Annotated in this window: 13 protein-coding genes; 10 read left to right on the forward strand and 3 right to left on the reverse strand. The window is 64.8% G+C overall.

Annotation, left to right across the window (positions count from 1 at the left end; all coding sequences use genetic code 11):
- From AC3WLF_RS25780 to AC3WLF_RS25810, 7 genes are all read left to right on the forward strand, one after another.
- The coding region (locus tag AC3WLF_RS25780) for a proton-translocating transhydrogenase family protein (protein ID WP_492359007.1) at positions 1-375 on the forward strand (375 nt) is incomplete at its 5' end.
- 14 nt (positions 376-389) lie between these two features.
- Positions 390-1,787, forward strand: coding sequence for a Re/Si-specific NAD(P)(+) transhydrogenase subunit beta (pntB, locus tag AC3WLF_RS25785; RefSeq protein ID WP_492319549.1), 1,398 nt, complete (start codon positions 390-392; stop codon positions 1,785-1,787).
- 1,136 nt (positions 1,788-2,923) lie between these two features.
- Entirely contained in the window at positions 2,924-4,663 is a 1,740-nt protein-coding gene (gene oxc, locus AC3WLF_RS25790) for an oxalyl-CoA decarboxylase (RefSeq protein WP_492319550.1), read from the forward strand.
- A 42-nt stretch (positions 4,664-4,705) separates the two neighbouring features.
- Positions 4,706-5,956 (forward strand): formyl-CoA transferase, encoded by a 1,251-nt coding sequence (gene frc / locus AC3WLF_RS25795; protein ID WP_035818898.1) that lies wholly within the window; start codon positions 4,706-4,708, stop codon positions 5,954-5,956.
- A gap of 154 nt (positions 5,957-6,110) precedes the next feature.
- Complete coding sequence (locus tag AC3WLF_RS25800) at positions 6,111-6,548, forward strand: PAS domain-containing protein (protein WP_492340420.1); 438 nt, start codon at positions 6,111-6,113, stop codon at positions 6,546-6,548.
- Positions 6,549-6,827: 279 nt separating this feature from the next.
- Positions 6,828-8,405 (forward strand): AMP-binding protein, encoded by a 1,578-nt coding sequence (locus AC3WLF_RS25805; RefSeq protein WP_492351334.1) that lies wholly within the window; start codon positions 6,828-6,830, stop codon positions 8,403-8,405.
- 77 nt (positions 8,406-8,482) lie between these two features.
- Positions 8,483-9,496 (forward strand): Bug family tripartite tricarboxylate transporter substrate binding protein, encoded by a 1,014-nt coding sequence (locus AC3WLF_RS25810; RefSeq protein WP_492319553.1) that lies wholly within the window; start codon positions 8,483-8,485, stop codon positions 9,494-9,496.
- Positions 9,497-9,520: 24 nt separating this feature from the next.
- On the opposite strand, the gene AC3WLF_RS25815 is transcribed toward AC3WLF_RS25810, so the two are convergent.
- From AC3WLF_RS25815 to AC3WLF_RS25825, 3 genes are all read right to left on the reverse strand, one after another.
- Entirely contained in the window at positions 9,521-10,108 is a 588-nt protein-coding gene (locus AC3WLF_RS25815; RefSeq protein WP_492319554.1) for a TetR/AcrR family transcriptional regulator, read from the reverse strand.
- Positions 10,109-10,260: 152 nt separating this feature from the next.
- Positions 10,261-10,566 carry a LysR family transcriptional regulator gene (locus AC3WLF_RS25820; protein ID WP_492319555.1) on the reverse strand — a complete coding sequence of 102 codons (306 nt, stop codon included), beginning with the start codon at positions 10,564-10,566 and terminating at the stop codon, positions 10,261-10,263.
- A 104-nt stretch (positions 10,567-10,670) separates the two neighbouring features.
- Positions 10,671-11,612 (reverse strand): LysR family transcriptional regulator, encoded by a 942-nt coding sequence (locus tag AC3WLF_RS25825; RefSeq protein ID WP_492319556.1) that lies wholly within the window; start codon positions 11,610-11,612, stop codon positions 10,671-10,673.
- A gap of 318 nt (positions 11,613-11,930) precedes the next feature.
- Here AC3WLF_RS25825 and AC3WLF_RS25830 point away from each other — a divergent pair, with 318 nt between their 5' ends.
- From AC3WLF_RS25830 to oxlT, 3 genes are all read left to right on the forward strand, one after another.
- On the forward strand, positions 11,931-12,854 hold the full coding sequence (locus AC3WLF_RS25830) for a LysR family transcriptional regulator (RefSeq protein WP_492319557.1): 924 nt from the start codon (positions 11,931-11,933) through the stop codon (positions 12,852-12,854).
- A 147-nt stretch (positions 12,855-13,001) separates the two neighbouring features.
- The gene (locus AC3WLF_RS25835) at positions 13,002-13,220 is read left to right on the forward strand and encodes a hypothetical protein (protein WP_492359008.1); all 219 of its coding nucleotides are present in this window, start codon (positions 13,002-13,004) and stop codon (positions 13,218-13,220) included.
- Between the two features lie 678 nt (positions 13,221-13,898).
- Positions 13,899-15,221 (forward strand): oxalate/formate MFS antiporter, encoded by a 1,323-nt coding sequence (gene oxlT, locus AC3WLF_RS25840; protein WP_492319558.1) that lies wholly within the window; start codon positions 13,899-13,901, stop codon positions 15,219-15,221.
- Positions 15,222-15,327 lie beyond the last annotated feature (106 nt).

Genomic DNA, 15,327 nt, shown 5'->3' on the forward strand with positions numbered 1-15,327 from the left:
GTGCAGGCCGAGGCCGAGCCGCCGCGCAGCCGCACCGGCGCGACGCTGGTCGCGCTGGCCATCGCGGCGGCGGCGCTGCTGGGCCTGGGCGCGGTCGCGCCGCCGGCCTTCATGGCGCATTTCACGGTGTTCGTGCTGGCGATCTTTGTCGGCTACCAGGTGGTGTGGAACGTCACCGCCGCGCTGCATACACCGCTGATGAGCGTGACCAATGCCATCAGCGGGATCATCGTGGTGGGCGCGCTGGTGCAGCTGGGCAAGCCGTCGCTGGTGACGGCGGTGATTGCCGGCAGCGCGGTGCTGCTGGCCACCATCAATATCGCCGGCGGCTTCCTGGTGACGCAGCGCATGCTCAAGATGTTCCAGCGGGACTAGAGGGGGAGACAAGGATGCCATCCGGAATCAGCAATATCGCTTACCTGGGCGCCAGTGCGCTCTTCATCCTCAGCCTGAGCGGGCTGAGCCACCCCGGCACCGCGCGCCGCGGCAACCTGCTGGGCATCGCTGGCATGGTGATCGCGGTGCTGACCACCGTGCTGGCGGGCAGCCCGGACGGCATCGCCATCATCATCGGCGCAATGCTGGTGGGCGGCATCGCCGGTGCCCTGCTGGCCAGGCGCGTGGAAATGACGCAGATGCCGCAACTGGTGGCGGTGCTGCACAGCTTCGTCGGCCTGGCCGCGGTGCTGGTGGGCTACGCCAACTACCTGGATACCCATGCGCTCACCGGCGCGGAGAAGGCCATCCATGAAGTGGAAACCTACCTTGGCATCCTGATCGGCGCGGTCACGTTCACGGGCTCGATCATCGCCTTCCTGAAGCTGCAGGGCACCATGGGCGGTAAGCCGATGTTGCTGCCGGGCCGGCATGCCTTGAATGCCATCGCGCTGCTGGTTTGCGTGTGGCTGGGCTATGCCTTCCTGAGCGCGCCCGACGCGCAGCAGGGGCTGGTGCCGCTGGCGGCGATGACGGTGATTGCGCTGCTGGTCGGCGCGCACCTGGTGCTGGCCATCGGCGGCGCCGACATGCCGGTGGTGGTGTCGATGCTCAACAGCTACTCCGGCTGGGCCGCGGCGGCCACCGGCTTCATGCTGGGCAACGACCTGCTGATCATCACCGGCGCGCTGGTGGGATCGAGCGGCGCCATCCTCAGCTACATCATGTGCAAGGCGATGAACCGCAAGTTCCTGTCGGTGATCCTGGGCGGCTTCGGCGCAGTGCAGGCACAGGGCGCGGCGACGGAGCAGGGCGAGGTGCTGCCGGTGTCCAGCGAGGAAGTCGGCAACCTGCTCAAGGACGCCAGCGACGTGATCATCGTGCCGGGCTACGGCATGGCGGTGGCGCAGGCGCAGGGCACCATCAGCGAGATCGCGCGGCGGCTGCGGGCGCAGGGGGTCACCGTGCGCTTCGGCATTCACCCGGTGGCGGGCCGCCTGCCCGGGCACATGAACGTGCTGCTGGCCGAGGCGCGCGTGCCGTACGACATCGTGCTGGAGATGGAAGAGATCAACGACGACTTCGAGAAGGCCGACGTGGTGCTGGTGGTGGGCGCCAACGACATCGTCAACCCCGGTGCGCTGGAAGACCCAGGCAGCCCCATTGCCGGCATGCCGGTGCTGGAAGTGTGGAAGGCCCGCACCGTGGTGGTGTCCAAGCGCAGCATGGCGGCCGGCTATGCGGGCGTGGACAACCCGTTGTTCTACAAGGACAACACGCGGATGTGGTTCGGCGACGCCAAGGGCAGTGTCGATGCCCTGCTGAGGCAACTGGAGGAAGCGCCGGCCTGAGTTGCTGAACAGTTCAGGCGGCCGCGAAGCCACCGCCGCCCCGCGTTGGTCGGGGCGGCGGTGGCTTTTGTTGTCTGGATGGGCCCAGCCATAGACAATCTTGGAAGCCCGGCAGGCGATTCATGCCAGCTCCGCGATATATAAACGATCACGAATAGATACGATAAAAAACTTTAAGACTAGTCAAATTAAGCTTCAGGTAGCATCAATCCACGACTTCATGTGCCGCAATGCAGCTCGGGCTATGAAAAGGCCTTCCTGACCTTCGGCATTTTGCAGGGCGTGTGCATTTTCGTGCTGGCACTGCTGCTGGTGAAGCCCAAGGCGCCCAAGGGCGCGGTGGCGGCCAAGGCGGTACTGTGGTGGTGCCGCTGGCATCGGTCCTGTCGGCGCATGGTGGCTGGGGAGCCGTGTTCTCGGTGGCGGCGGTGGTGACGATTGCGGCAGGGATCTTGGCCAAGGTGTTCCTGGCGCCCATGCGCAAGCGCTTTATCATCGGGCATGCCGAGGCAGTGCGCGTGTCCGACGGCGCGTGCCTGGCTGGCATGTCGCCGCGTAGGCGGAAGGGTAGAGGGGGAGCCTCGCGTAGGCTGCCGGGCTTCCGGAGTGGGGGCAGGACATTCCCATAGTGGGTGCGCTGGTGTTCGCGGAGGACGTCAGTGCGCGGCAATGTGTTCCAGAGGGCCACAAAGTCGCTGGAATTTTGGTATGTAGTATATCTTCATGCGTAATTCCGACTAGATTTCCAGGCTTCGACATGGCCCGGAAATCTGTGCCGATTGTGCATAAATGGCGTGCTTTCAGGAATTGGGCTGATTTAGCCGTAGTTGCCTGCAAAATTGCTGCGCCGCATCGACGAAACTTGAAGACCAAGGGGAAATTCTTCTTGCTTCGTTCTGATATATCACATACCGTATGTCATCAAGATCGAATGAAACGATCGGGCGCCGCAAGGCATACGGGTAGCAACAGCGAAGGGCGAGAAGGCGAGAGTGCCCCGCCCCGTAAAGAGTTCAACGAGGAGACCAAGACATGTCCGAAGTCGTCGAAGCCAAGCGGGTCGGGAGCACCACGCGGAAGACACGCTGAATTAGAAGAATTCCAACCCCAGTCAATTTGTATAGAAGGAATCAACCATGGCAGAAGTCGGAAACGAACTGCAGCGTCACGCCACGGAAGAACATCAGGCACAAACCGATGGTTTTCATCTGGTCATCGACGCGCTGAAGCTGAACGGCATCGAAAACATCTACGGCTTGCCCGGCATTCCGGTCACCGATCTGGCCCGTCTGGCGCAGGCCAACGGCATGCGCGTCATCAGCTTCCGTCACGAGCAGAACGCAGGCAACGCAGCAGCGATTGCCGGCTTTCTCACGCAAAAGCCGGGCGTTTGCCTGACCGTTTCTGCGCCGGGCTTCCTGAACGGGCTGACGGCGCTGGCGCATGCGACCACCAACTGCTTCCCGATGATCCTGATCAGCGGCTCGAGCGAGCGCGAGATCGTCGATTTGCAGCAGGGGGACTACGAAGAGATGGACCAGCTGGCCATCGCGCGTCCGCACGCCAAGGCTGCTTTCCGCGTGCTGCACGCTGAAGACATTGGTGTCGGGATCGCGCGTGCCATTCGTGCCGCCGTGTCGGGCCGTCCGGGCGGTGTGTACCTGGACCTGCCGGCCAAGCTGCTGGGCCAGTCGATGGAAGCCGAGAAGGGCCGCAAGTCGCTGATCAAGGTGGTGGATCCGGCCCCGCGCCAACTGCCTGCACCGGACTCGATCGACCGTGCTGTCGCGCTGCTGAAGAGCGCCAAGCGCCCGCTGATCCTGCTGGGCAAGGGTGCCGCGTACGCACGCGCCGAAGCGGATATCCGCACGCTGGTCGAGAAGACGGGCATTCCGTACCTGCCGATGTCGATGGCCAAGGGCCTGCTGCCCGATACGCATCCGCAATCGGCCTCGGCCGCACGCTCGTATGTGCTGGCTGAAGCTGACGTGGTGTTGCTGGTCGGCGCCCGCCTGAACTGGCTGCTGTCGCACGGCAAGGGCAAGACCTGGGGCAAGCCGAAGCAATTCATCCAGATCGACATCGCGGCGACCGAGATGGACAGCAACGTCGCCATCGCCGCGCCGGTAGTGGGTGACATTGGTTCGTGCGTGTCGGCAATCCTCGACAAGGTCGGCAATGACTTTGCCAAGCCGGGCGCCGAGTGGCTGAACGCGGTGGCCGACCGCAGGGACACGAACCTGGCGAAGATGGCCGAGACCCTGGCCAAGTCCAGGGATGTCTCGCCGATGAACTTCCACGGCGCGCTGAGCGTGCTGAAGGATGTGGTCAAGGCCAACCCGGGCATCTCGTTCGTCAACGAAGGCGCCAACACGCTGGACTACGCCCGTGCCGTGATCGACATGTACGAGCCGCGCAAGCGCCTGGACGTAGGCACCTGGGGCGTGATGGGCGTGGGCATGGGCTACGCGGTCGCCGCGGCGGTCGAGACCGGCAAGCCGGTGCTGGCGCTGTGCGGTGACAGTGCGTTCGGTTTCTCGGGCATGGAAGTCGAGACGATCTGCCGTTACAACCTGCCGGTCTGCATCGTCATCTTCAACAACAACGGCGTCTACAAGGGTATCGACGTGAATCCGACCGGCGGCAAGGATCCGGCGGTCACGACGTTCGTCCCGGGCGCGCGCTACGACAAGATGATGGAAGCGTTCGGTGGCGTCGGCCACAACGTCACCACGCCGGCGGAACTCGAGGCTGCGGTGAACGAAGCCCTGCGCTCGGGCAAGCCCACGCTGGTCAACGCTGTCATCGATCCGGCTGCCGGCACGGAAAGCGGTCGTCTGACCAATCTGAATCCGCAAAGCTCGGCCAAGAAGTAATTCACCCGAATTTCACCCCTCTGATCCAATAGGAGAACGAAAGTGAACCTCCCACTCAACGGCATCAAGATCATCGACTTCACGCACGTCCAGGCCGGTCCCGCCTGCACGCAGCTTCTCGCGTGGTTCGGTGCGGACGTGATCAAGGTCGAGCGCCCCGGTTCCGGCGACGTGACGCGCACCCAGCTGCGCGACATCCCGGATGTCGATGCGCTGTACTTCACCATGCTCAACAGCAACAAGCGCAGCCTGACGCTGGACACCAAGAAGCCGGACGGCAAGAAGATCCTGGAGCAGCTGATCCGCGAGTCGGACGTGCTGGTCGAGAACTTCGGCCCGGGCGCGCTGGACCGCATGGGCTTCTCGTGGGAACGCATCAACGAACTGAACCCGAAGATGATCGTGGCTTCGGTCAAGGGCTTCAGCGACGGCCACCACTATGAAGACCTGAAGGTCTATGAGAACGTGGCCCAGTGCGCCGGCGGCGCGGCCTCGACCACCGGCTTCTGGGATGGCCCGCCGACGGTGTCCGCCGCGGCGCTGGGCGATTCCAACACCGGCATGCACCTGGCCATCGGCATCCTCACCGCGCTGATCGGCCGCGACAAGACCGGCAAGGGCCAGAAGGTGGCCGTGTCGATGCAGGATGCGGTGCTGAACCTGTGCCGGGTCAAGCTGCGCGACCAGCAGCGCCTGGACCGCCTGGGCTACCTGGAAGAGTACCCGCAGTATCCGCACGGCAGCTTCAGCGACGTGGTGCCGCGCGGCGGCAACGCGGGCGGCGGCGGCCAGCCGGGCTGGGTGCTGAAGTGCAAGGGCTGGGAAACCGACCCCAACGCCTATATCTACTTCACCATCCAGGGCCATGCCTGGGAGCCGATCTGCAAGGCGCTGGGCAAGCCGGAATGGATTTCCGATCCCAACTACGCCACCGCCAAGGCTCGCCAGCCGCATATCTTCGATATCTTCAACACCATCGAGGAATGGCTCGCCGACAAGACCAAGTACGAGGCCGTGGACATCCTGCGCAAGTTCGACATCCCGTGCTCGCCGGTGCTGTCGATGAAGGAAATCGCCGATGATCCGTCGCTGCGAGCCAGCGGCAGCATCACCGAGGTGCCGCACAAGGAGCGCGGCACCTACCTTACGGTGGGCAGCCCGATCAAGTTCTCCGACCTCAAGCCGGAGATCACCGGGTCGCCGCTGCTGGGCGAGCATAGCGAAGAGGTGCTGGCCGGCCTGGGCTACGGCGCGGACGACATCAAGCGCCTGCGCGAGTCCCAGGTGATCTGACGCTGCCCGCCGGCACTTGTGCCGGAGTGTACGCCGGGGTCTCGCGCATAGCGGGCCCCGGCGTTTTTGCTTGCAGCGTGGCCATGTGGCACGCTACCTTGATGGCCATGACAGGCCGGCGCCGACCGGCCCTGGTAATAACGAGGGAATCCCCATGACAGACCAGATCGATTACGCGCAACTGGTGTCCGCCATCGGCGACGCCATCATCATCTCCGACGCCAAGGGCGCCATCACGCTATGGAATCCCGCGGCCGAGCGCATGTTCGGCTTTACCCAGGCCGAGGCCATGGGCAAGTCGCTCGACCTGATCATCCCTGAGCGCCTGCGCGGGCGGCACTGGGAGGGCTACGACAAGACCATGGCGACCGGCATCACGCGCTACGGCCACGATCTGCTCAAGGTGCCCGCGGTCGACAAGGACGGCAAGGCCATGTCGATCGCCTTCACCGTGGCGCTGCTCAAGGATGATGCGGGCGCTATCACCGGCATCGTCGCCGTGGTCCGCGACGAGACCGTGCGCTTCCAGGAGGAGCGGGCGCTGAAGAAGCGGCTGGTGGAGCTGGAAAACCAGGTCAAGGAACAGGCCTGAGGCGCGTGCCTTTTCCGTGATCCAGGGCCAGCCGCGCAGCGCGTCGGCCCGGTGGCCAGGCCTGGTCCTGGCCGTTTCCTGTTTGCGCGGCGGCCCCGGCCGGGGCCGCCGCGCAGGTTCGTTTGTCCCCCCGAGTTTTCCCGAATAGGTGGCCGGCATGCGCTTCCAGCGCCGCTTTGGCGTAGCCGATCCTGGTCTTTTTGGTACCAAAATCGTTGACTGAGTACCGAATGCCTCCTACATTGGGAGCCCTGACAAAGACAGATCCGAGGAGACAACATGAGCCGTCAAGCTTCGGCCGCTGCGGTAGTCCATGGCGGCGCTACGGTGGGCCAGCTCTATGCGGCCGCGCTGCGTGCCCGGCCCGGCGTGCCCGCCATCGTCGGCGACGACACCACGCTGAGCTATGAGGCGCTCGCGCGGCAGTGCGCGCGCGTCGCGCGGCTGTTTGCCGCCCGCGGCCTGGCGCGCCAGGATGCCGTGGCCTTCCTGGTGGGCAACCGCGCCGAAGCGGTCGCCGCCATCATCGCCGCGCAGCTGGCCGGGCTGAAGAACGTATCGCTGCATCCGATGGCATCGGAAGCGGATCACGCCTTCGTGCTGCAGGATGCCGGGGTGCGGGCGCTGGTGGTGGACAACGCCCGCTTCACCGAGCGCGCGCGCGTGCTGGCAGCTGGCGCCGGCCTGCAGGTCCTGCCGCTGGACGATGGCGAGTTCGGGCCTGGCCTGGCCAATGCGGCGGCTGCGTTCGATGACGCGCCCGTGGTCCCCGGCGACGACCCCACGGAAATCAGCCGGCTGGCCTATACCGGCGGCACCACTGGCCGTTCCAAGGGCATCCTGCATACGCACCGCACCACGGTGACGGTGCTGCAGTACATGCTGGCCAGCTACGAATGGCCGGCGCAGATCCGCTACCTGGTGACCACGCCGATCTCGCACGCGTCCGGCAGCCTGTTCCTGCCGACGCTGCTGCGCGGCGGCACCATCTACCTGTGCGACAAGTTCAGCCCCGCCGATTTCCTGCGCCGCGTGGCCGAACAGCGGATCAACCTGACCTTCCTGGTGCCCACGCAGATCTATGGCCTGCTCGATTGCGACGGGCTGGACGCGGCCGACCTGTCCAGCCTGGAGCTGGTGCTCTACGGCGCCGCGCCGATCGCGCCGGTGCGCCTCGCTGACGCGCTGCGCCGCATCGGCCCGGTGTTCGGGCAGGTCTACGGCCAGGCTGAAGTGCCGATGTGCATCAGCTACCTGAGCCAGCGCGACCACGATCCGGACAACCCCGAGCGCCTGCGCTCGTGCGGCAAGGTGATCCCGGGCAACCAGGTCAAGCTGCTGGACCCCGACCTGCGTGAAGTCGCGCCGGGCGAGGTGGGCGAGCTGTGCGTGCGCGGTCCGCTGGTGATGGAGGGCTACCTGAACCGGCCCGAGGAAGACGCCAAGGTCTTTGCCGGCGACTGGCTGCATACCGGCGACATGGCCCGTTGCGACAGCGAGGGCTTCCTGTACATCGTCGACCGCGCCAAGGACATGATCATCAGCGGCGGCTTCAACGTGTACCCGAGCGAGGTGGAGCATTGCCTGGCGCTGCACCCGGCCATCGCCATGTCCGCGGTGATCGGCATCCCCGACCCCAAGTGGGGCGAGGCGGTCATCGCCGTGGTCGCGGCCCGGCCCGGTGCCGCGCTTACCGAGGCCGACGTGATCGGCCACGTGACGCAGCACAAGGGTGTGGTCAATGCGCCCAAGCAGGTGGTGTTCGTGGATGAGCTGCCGCTGACCGCGCTGGGCAAGATCGACCGCAAGGCCATCCGCGGCCGCTACTGGGGCGGCCAGGAGAGGCAGGTGGCCTGAGCGCGCCCACCGCATGCCGCACGGCCCCGCAAGAGGGCCGGCGGCCTGCCAGACCGACAACAATGGAGGAGACCATCATGGCAATCCGCTCACGTTTCAACGCTATCCGCCCAACCCGGGCGCTCCACGCCGCGCGGGCATGCCTGCTGGCGCTGGGCCTCGCCTGCGCCAGCGTGCACGCCGCCGACACCTACCCGGCCAGGCCGATCCGCTTCGTGGTGCCGTTCGCGCCGGGCGGCGTCACCGACCTGACCGCACGCACCTTCGCCAAATACATGGGCGACGCCCTGGGCCAGCCGCTGGTGGCGGAGAACAAGCCGGGCGCCGGCGCGACCATCGGTGCCAACTTCGTGGCACGATCGGCGCCGGACGGCTACACGCTGCTGCTGGGCACCAACGTCACCCATGCGATCAACCCGCGCCTGATCGCGGCGACGCCCTACGACCCGCTGAAGGACTTCCAGGCGGTGGCCGTGTTCGGACTGAATGGCAATGTGCTGCTGGTGAACAACAACTTCCCGGCCAAGACCTTTGCCGAGTTTCTGGCATACGTCAAGGCCCGGCCCGGCAAGGTGAACTACGCGTCGGGCAGTGTCGGCAGTTCGGCGCACCTGTCGGCGGAGTTGCTCAAGCAGGACGTGAAGGGGCTGGAGTACACGCACGTGCCCTATGGCGGGCCGTCCGAAGCCATGGCCGCGCTGATAGGCGGGCACGTGGACTTCCTGTTCGCCAACATCGGCGCCGCGGTCACGCAGGTGAAATCGGGCAAGGTGCGCGCGCTGGCGGTAACCACCGCGAAACGCGCGCCGCAGTTGCCGGACGTGCCCACTATCGCGGAATCGGGCGTCCCCGGTTTCGAGGTCGTGGGATGGATGGCGGCCTTCGTGCCCAAGGGCACGCCGGCGCCAGTGGTGACGCGGCTGAACGAGGTCATCAACCAGGCCCAGAAGAACCCGGATCTGCGCACCACGCTGGATGCCGCGGCGCTGATCCCGGTAGTGGCGGCGCCCGACCAGGCCAGCCGCTTCGTGCAGGATGAATACGTCAAGTGGGGCCGCGTGATCCGCGCCGCCAACATCCCGCCGCAATAGCAGGGCAGGCGCCGCGATCCGCGGCTAGGACGTGCCGGCGCCGGCTTCGGGCCGGCACAGCAGGCCGTTCAGGATGATCTCGTAGAACTCGCTGAAGGCATCGCCGATCTTCAGGCCGGTTTCCTTCAGGAACTGCTGATTGCGCAGCCGGTACGCCGCGCCCAGGATCGCTTCGGAAACCAGCCGCGGATTGTGCGGCGCCATCAGCCCTTGCCGCATGCCTGCCTCGAGCAGGCTCTCCAGCCCGCGCACGCGCGCCAGCTGGTAGTCGTCGAATATCGCCCGGCCGCTGTCGATCGCATCCAGGTCCGCCAGCGCGGCCTTGCTCAGTCCCGACGTGTTGAGCGCGGCATGCAGGTAGGCGGACACTGCCCGCGCCGCATCGCTTTCGCGGCGCGCCGCGGCAAAGCCCCTTTCCAGGTTGTCAGCGAGCACGTCGCGGCAGATGCCGACGAACAGCGCTTCCTTGGTCGGCGCGATCTCGTACAGGCGCCGCCGCGAGCAGCGCATGCGTCGGGCAATCTCGCCGATGGTCAGCGACGACACGCCTTCGGTGCTCAGCAGCCGGGTCAGTTCGTGGACAAATTCTTCATCGGTGCGTCGAGTCGGCATGAAACGGGTGGCAAGCCGGGCAAGCGCCGGGCGCGTGAGTGTAGATGCCGAATCTTACGACGACTGCGCGGTGCAGGCATGGCGATGGATCGCAAGCAGGCTTCCATCAGGCGAGGCCGCTCGCGCGCCTCGCCGTGAACTGACCGGCCCCCTCAGTTGAGATGACCGACCGCGCGCAGGTATTCGTTCTTCTTCTCGAAGATCAGCGCGCTCAGAAAGGCGGCGTCATAGGCGGCCAGCAGGTGCGCGTGGTGTTCTTCGATATAGCGGGCCACGCGCGCCTTCTCGCATTCGATGCCGCACAGCCATTCATACATCTCGGCGTCCCAGCGGAAGCGCAGGCCCAGCTCGATAAACGCGGCGTTGTAGGCGGCGAGCTGGGTGTCGCGCGGAATGGGTTGGTTATCGGTGCCGACCGTGATGGCAGCCTGGCGGCTTTCCTGCTGGATCTGGTTCATGCTCGTCTCCTGAGATGCGCTGTAGCGGTTGGGTTGAGACAAGCATAGGGACCGCGAATGATTTACGATAATTAAAGTTTCATAGCAAAACCATAATCAATCGTTTATGCATTCTGGCGGATCAAACCTTCCACGCCGGTTATTCGCTCGATCAGTCCCGCGCCTTCCTCCATCAGGAACTGCTTGAACGCCAGCGCCACCGGTGGCAGCCGCTTGTTCTTGCGGTGCACCACATACCAGTTGAGCATCACCGGGAAGCCCTCGATGTCCAGCACGGCGAGCTTGCCGGCCTGCAATTCCAGGCCGACCGTGTGCGCCGACAGGAAGGCGATGCCCATGTTGGCGATCACGGCCTGCTTGATGGTCTCGGTGCTCTTGATCTCCATCGCGATGCGCATGTTCGACAGACGCCCGGCAAAGCCCTCCTGCATCGAATTCCAGGTATCCGAGCCTTTCTCGCGTGAAACGAAGGCTTCATCAGCCAGCTCGGCCAGCGGGATATTGCGCTGGCCGACCAGCGGGTGGGTGGGCGCAGCCACGATGACATAGGGGTGGGGGGCGAAGGCCTCGTTGATGGTGTCCATGCCTTCGGGCGGGCGCACCATCACCGCCAGGTCGGTCAGGTTGCCGGCCAGCTGGTGCAGCAATTCCTCGCGGTTATGCACGGCAAGGTTCAGGGTCACGCCTTCATGGCGGTTCATGAACTCGGCCAACAGGCGCGGAAAGAAATAGTCGCCGGCGCTGATCACCGCCACGTTGAGCCGGCCGCCGGAGATGCCCTTGAGCTGGGACATGGCGTCTTCGGCCTCGCGGAACTGCTGGATGATGCTGCGGCTGTAATGCAGCATCTCGTGGCCCGCCGGGGTCAGGTAGATCTTCTTGCCCAACTGCTCGAACAGGGGCAGCCCCACGTGGTGCTCCAGCTGCCGCACCTGGGTCGATACCGCGGGCTGCGTCAGGTGCAGTTCCTCGGCAGCGCGTGAAAAGCTCATATGGCGGGCAACGGTCTCAAAGACCTTCAACTGCCGCAGTGTGGCGTTCCTCATCCTCGTCCCGTGCAATATATAAACGATTGGCTATATAAACGATAAAAAACTTTATGCAGTGCTGATCTTAGATTCAAGTAGCATCAATCGTCGGATTTGCCTGCCCCGCCCCGAATCCGGCTCTCCGGCTTGCGCCAGGAGCCCGCCAATGGCCACAAGCATGGCCGATAACAACGATGGCTGCCTACAGCCACGACAAAAAATACACAAGGAGACTACCGTGACCGGACTGAATGCAACGGTGCGTGCAACGCGGCACCCCGCCATGGCTGAAGAGACCCGTCGCAGCCACGCCGGTGCCGGGCAGGGGGGCAGGTCGTGAATATCTCGCTCCCCCAACTGAAGGCCTTCGCCGCAGTGGCGCGGCACAAGAGCTTTACGCGTGCCTCGGTTGAGCTCGGCCTGACGCAATCCGCGGTCAGCCGCAGCGTGCGTGAGCTGGAAGATGAGATCGACCAGCGCCTGTTCGACCGTACCACGCGCCAGGTGGAACTGACCGATGCCGGCCAGCACCTGTCGCAGCGCATCTGCCACCTGATCGAAGAGGTCGAGCAGACCCTGCGCGACAGCCAGAGCGCCAGCCGTCCGTGCCAGGGCCTGGTGCAGATCGCTTCGGATCCGGTGCTCAGCTCGATGTCGGTGCCGACGTGGCTGGCCGGCTGCCGGCAAGCGTGGCCGGCAATTGCCATCCACCTGAAGGACCGCTCGCAGGAGTCGGTGCTGCAGAGCGTGCGCAGCGGCGAGGTGGACTTCGGCATTGCCACCGATCCGAAGCCAACCGACGACCTCTATTGTGAACCGCTGTGCGTCGATGCCTACCACGCCGTCCTGCCCGCCCAGCACCCGCTGGCCATGCGCGACGCGGTAGGGTGGGGCGACCTGAGCGATGCCCGCGTGCTGGCCCTGGACCAGCAGTGCGGCATGCAGCCCGCGGTGGAGAAGGCGCTCAGCAGCTATCACGTGCGCGCGGGCTCGCTGCAGTTGCTCGGCCACTTTGCGGCAGTGTTCGGCATGGTGGCGCTGGGCCTTGGCATCGGCGTGGTGCCGTCGCGTGCCCAGGTGGGCGGCATGAACCCGGCGGCGGTGATGCGGCCGCTGCGACCGCAGGTGACTTCCACGGTGATGCTGGTTCGGCGCAAGAGCCGTTCGCTCAAGCCCAATGCCGCGGCAATCTGGGATGCCTTGCGCGGCCAGGAGTATCAGGAGTCGCCGGTGGTGCGTCGTGAAACCACCATGGTGTGAGCTAATCGACTCATCTGAGGGCATGGCGCGGGCATTCGTTGTATTAGTGCAAAACTTCTATTGATATATCACATACAGGATATTTACACATAGTGCAGTGCAGCATATAATGAAAACTCCTGATCACAACGCTATTGGAGTTTTCAAATGGAAGTCGCTCTTCTCTTCGCTCTTGGCCTGGGCCTGATTGCTGCCGGTGTCGGCGTGACCACGCTGCTGGCCACGCGCCTGCCGATGGATGTGCTGGTGACCGCGCAGGAGCACGGTCGCTTCGCCGGCCTGGGCTCGAACCAGGAAGGCGATGGCGTGGGCCGTGCCAGCCCGTCGCGCATCGTTCCCGCTGCCGGTGAGCTGGCCTACGCGTAATGCGCGCCGGCGCCATGCGCCATCGCGCTGAACCGCGCAACCAGCAAGGGTTGTAGCGGCCGGCATCCCTTGTGGCAGTACCTCGGTTGATTCCTGATCTGCGGCATGCGCCGCGAGCCAGGGCAGGGTTCTGCACGAACCTGCGGCCGCCACCATCTTCCTCCCCGATCGCTGCCAGCGATCGCTCTGCACGACCCCTCTTCCTGCGCCCGGTGCCAAGCCGGCAGGCTCGCTGCTGTGTCTTTAACGCCGCTTTCGGCGTCGTTCCCAAGCCATACGCGCGTGACCAGACATTAATGTATGCATCTAGGGACTTTCCCCAATTCATCGTTTTCCCGGTTTTTCCGAGGCGCGATCCCCGGCATTCTTGCAGATGCCATCAGTCGGCTGATTCATGTGCCGATGCATGGCAACTGCTTGATTTCCAAAGACTCCGGATGCTGTCGGACCGGCCATTGATGCAGTATGTGCACCAGTCGCACTGCAGCAACGGCCAACCAGGCGTCGCTCACCGCGGTTCCATGCTGCAGAGCCGCGACGAATACGCTTGACTTACCTGATATATCACATACCGTATAGCACTAGAACGGCTCAGCTGTTCTTTGACTGAGAGTCACGCAGAGGCGTCTACAGGCGCCCATCTTCCACCTTGGCGGCAAGCCGCTATAAGGAGACATCATGGAATTGCAGCAGCAGAGGGAGTCCACGTCGCGCTTTGCGTCGCCGTGGGTGCAACTGGTATTCGGCGTGATCTGCATGGCGATGATCGCCAACATGCAATACGGCTGGACGCTGTTCGTCAACCCGATCGACGACAAGTACCACTGGGGCCGCACCGCGATTCAGGTGGCCTTCACCATCTTCGTCGTGACGGAAACCTGGCTGGTCCCGATTGAAGGCTATCTGGTCGACAAGTACGGCCCGCGTCCGGTAGTGGTGGGCGGCGGCCTGCTGTGCGCCATTGCCTGGGCCCTGAACTCGGTGGCGTCCTCGCTGCCCATGCTTTACTTCGCGGCGGCGATCGGCGGCCTGGGTGCGGGCGCGGTGTATGGCACCTGCGTGGGCAACGCGCTGAAGTGGTTTCCCAATCGCCGGGGGCTGGCAGCGGGGATTACCGCAGCCGGTTTCGGCGCGGGCTCGGCGCTGACCGTGGTGCCCATTGCCAACATGATCAAGACTTCGGGCTATGAGGCTGCGTTCCTGTGGTTCGGTCTTGGCCAGGGCCTGATCGTGTTCGTCCTGGGCATGGCCCTGTACCCGCCGTCGGCCAAGATCCTGAGCGAGGTCAAGTCCACGCTGAAGGCTGCCGCAACCTACAACGCTTCGCCGCGCGAGGTGCTGAAGTCGCCGATCTTCTGGGTCATGTACGCGATGTTCGTGATGATGGCCGCCGGCGGCCTGATGGCAACCGCCCAGCTCGGCCCGATCGCCAAGGACTTCGGCCTGCACGACGCCCCCATCTCGATCCTCGGCCTGACCTTGCCGGCGCTGACCTTCGCACTGACCATCGACCGCGTGCTCAATGGCCTGACGCGCCCGTTCTTCGGCTGGATCTCCGATCATATCGGCCGTGAACGCACCATGTTCTTTGCCTTCGGGGTCGAGGCCATCGGCATCCTGCTGCTGTCCAAGTACGGCCACCATCCGGTTGCCTTCGTGGTGCTGACAGGCGTGGTGTTCTTTGCCTGGGGTGAGATCTACAGCCTGTTCCCTGCCACCTGCGGCGACACCTTCGGGCCGAAGTTTGCCGCCACCAACGCGGGCCTGCTGTACACCGCCAAGGGCACGGCCGCGCTGCTGGTGCCGTTCTCCAGCGTGATCACCACTGCCACCGGCAGCTGGCATGCGGTCTTCATGGTGGCCTCCGGCATGGCGGCATTGACCGCGGTGATGGCGCTGTTCGTGCTCAAGCCGATGCGCGAGGCCCATGCCCGCAAGTATGTGCATGCCAATGCCTCGGCACCGATCGGTTATCGTACCGTGCCGGAAGACCTGACCTGATGAAGAAAGCAGTACGGCGCCTCCGGCGCCGGCAGGACCCGGACGTGGCGGCTGCGATGCCTGCACAGGCGCCGCGCCCGGTAGCACAATACGAAAAATAGAAAGA

This window comes from Cupriavidus sp. FW306-01-F10A, assembly GCF_058782785.1.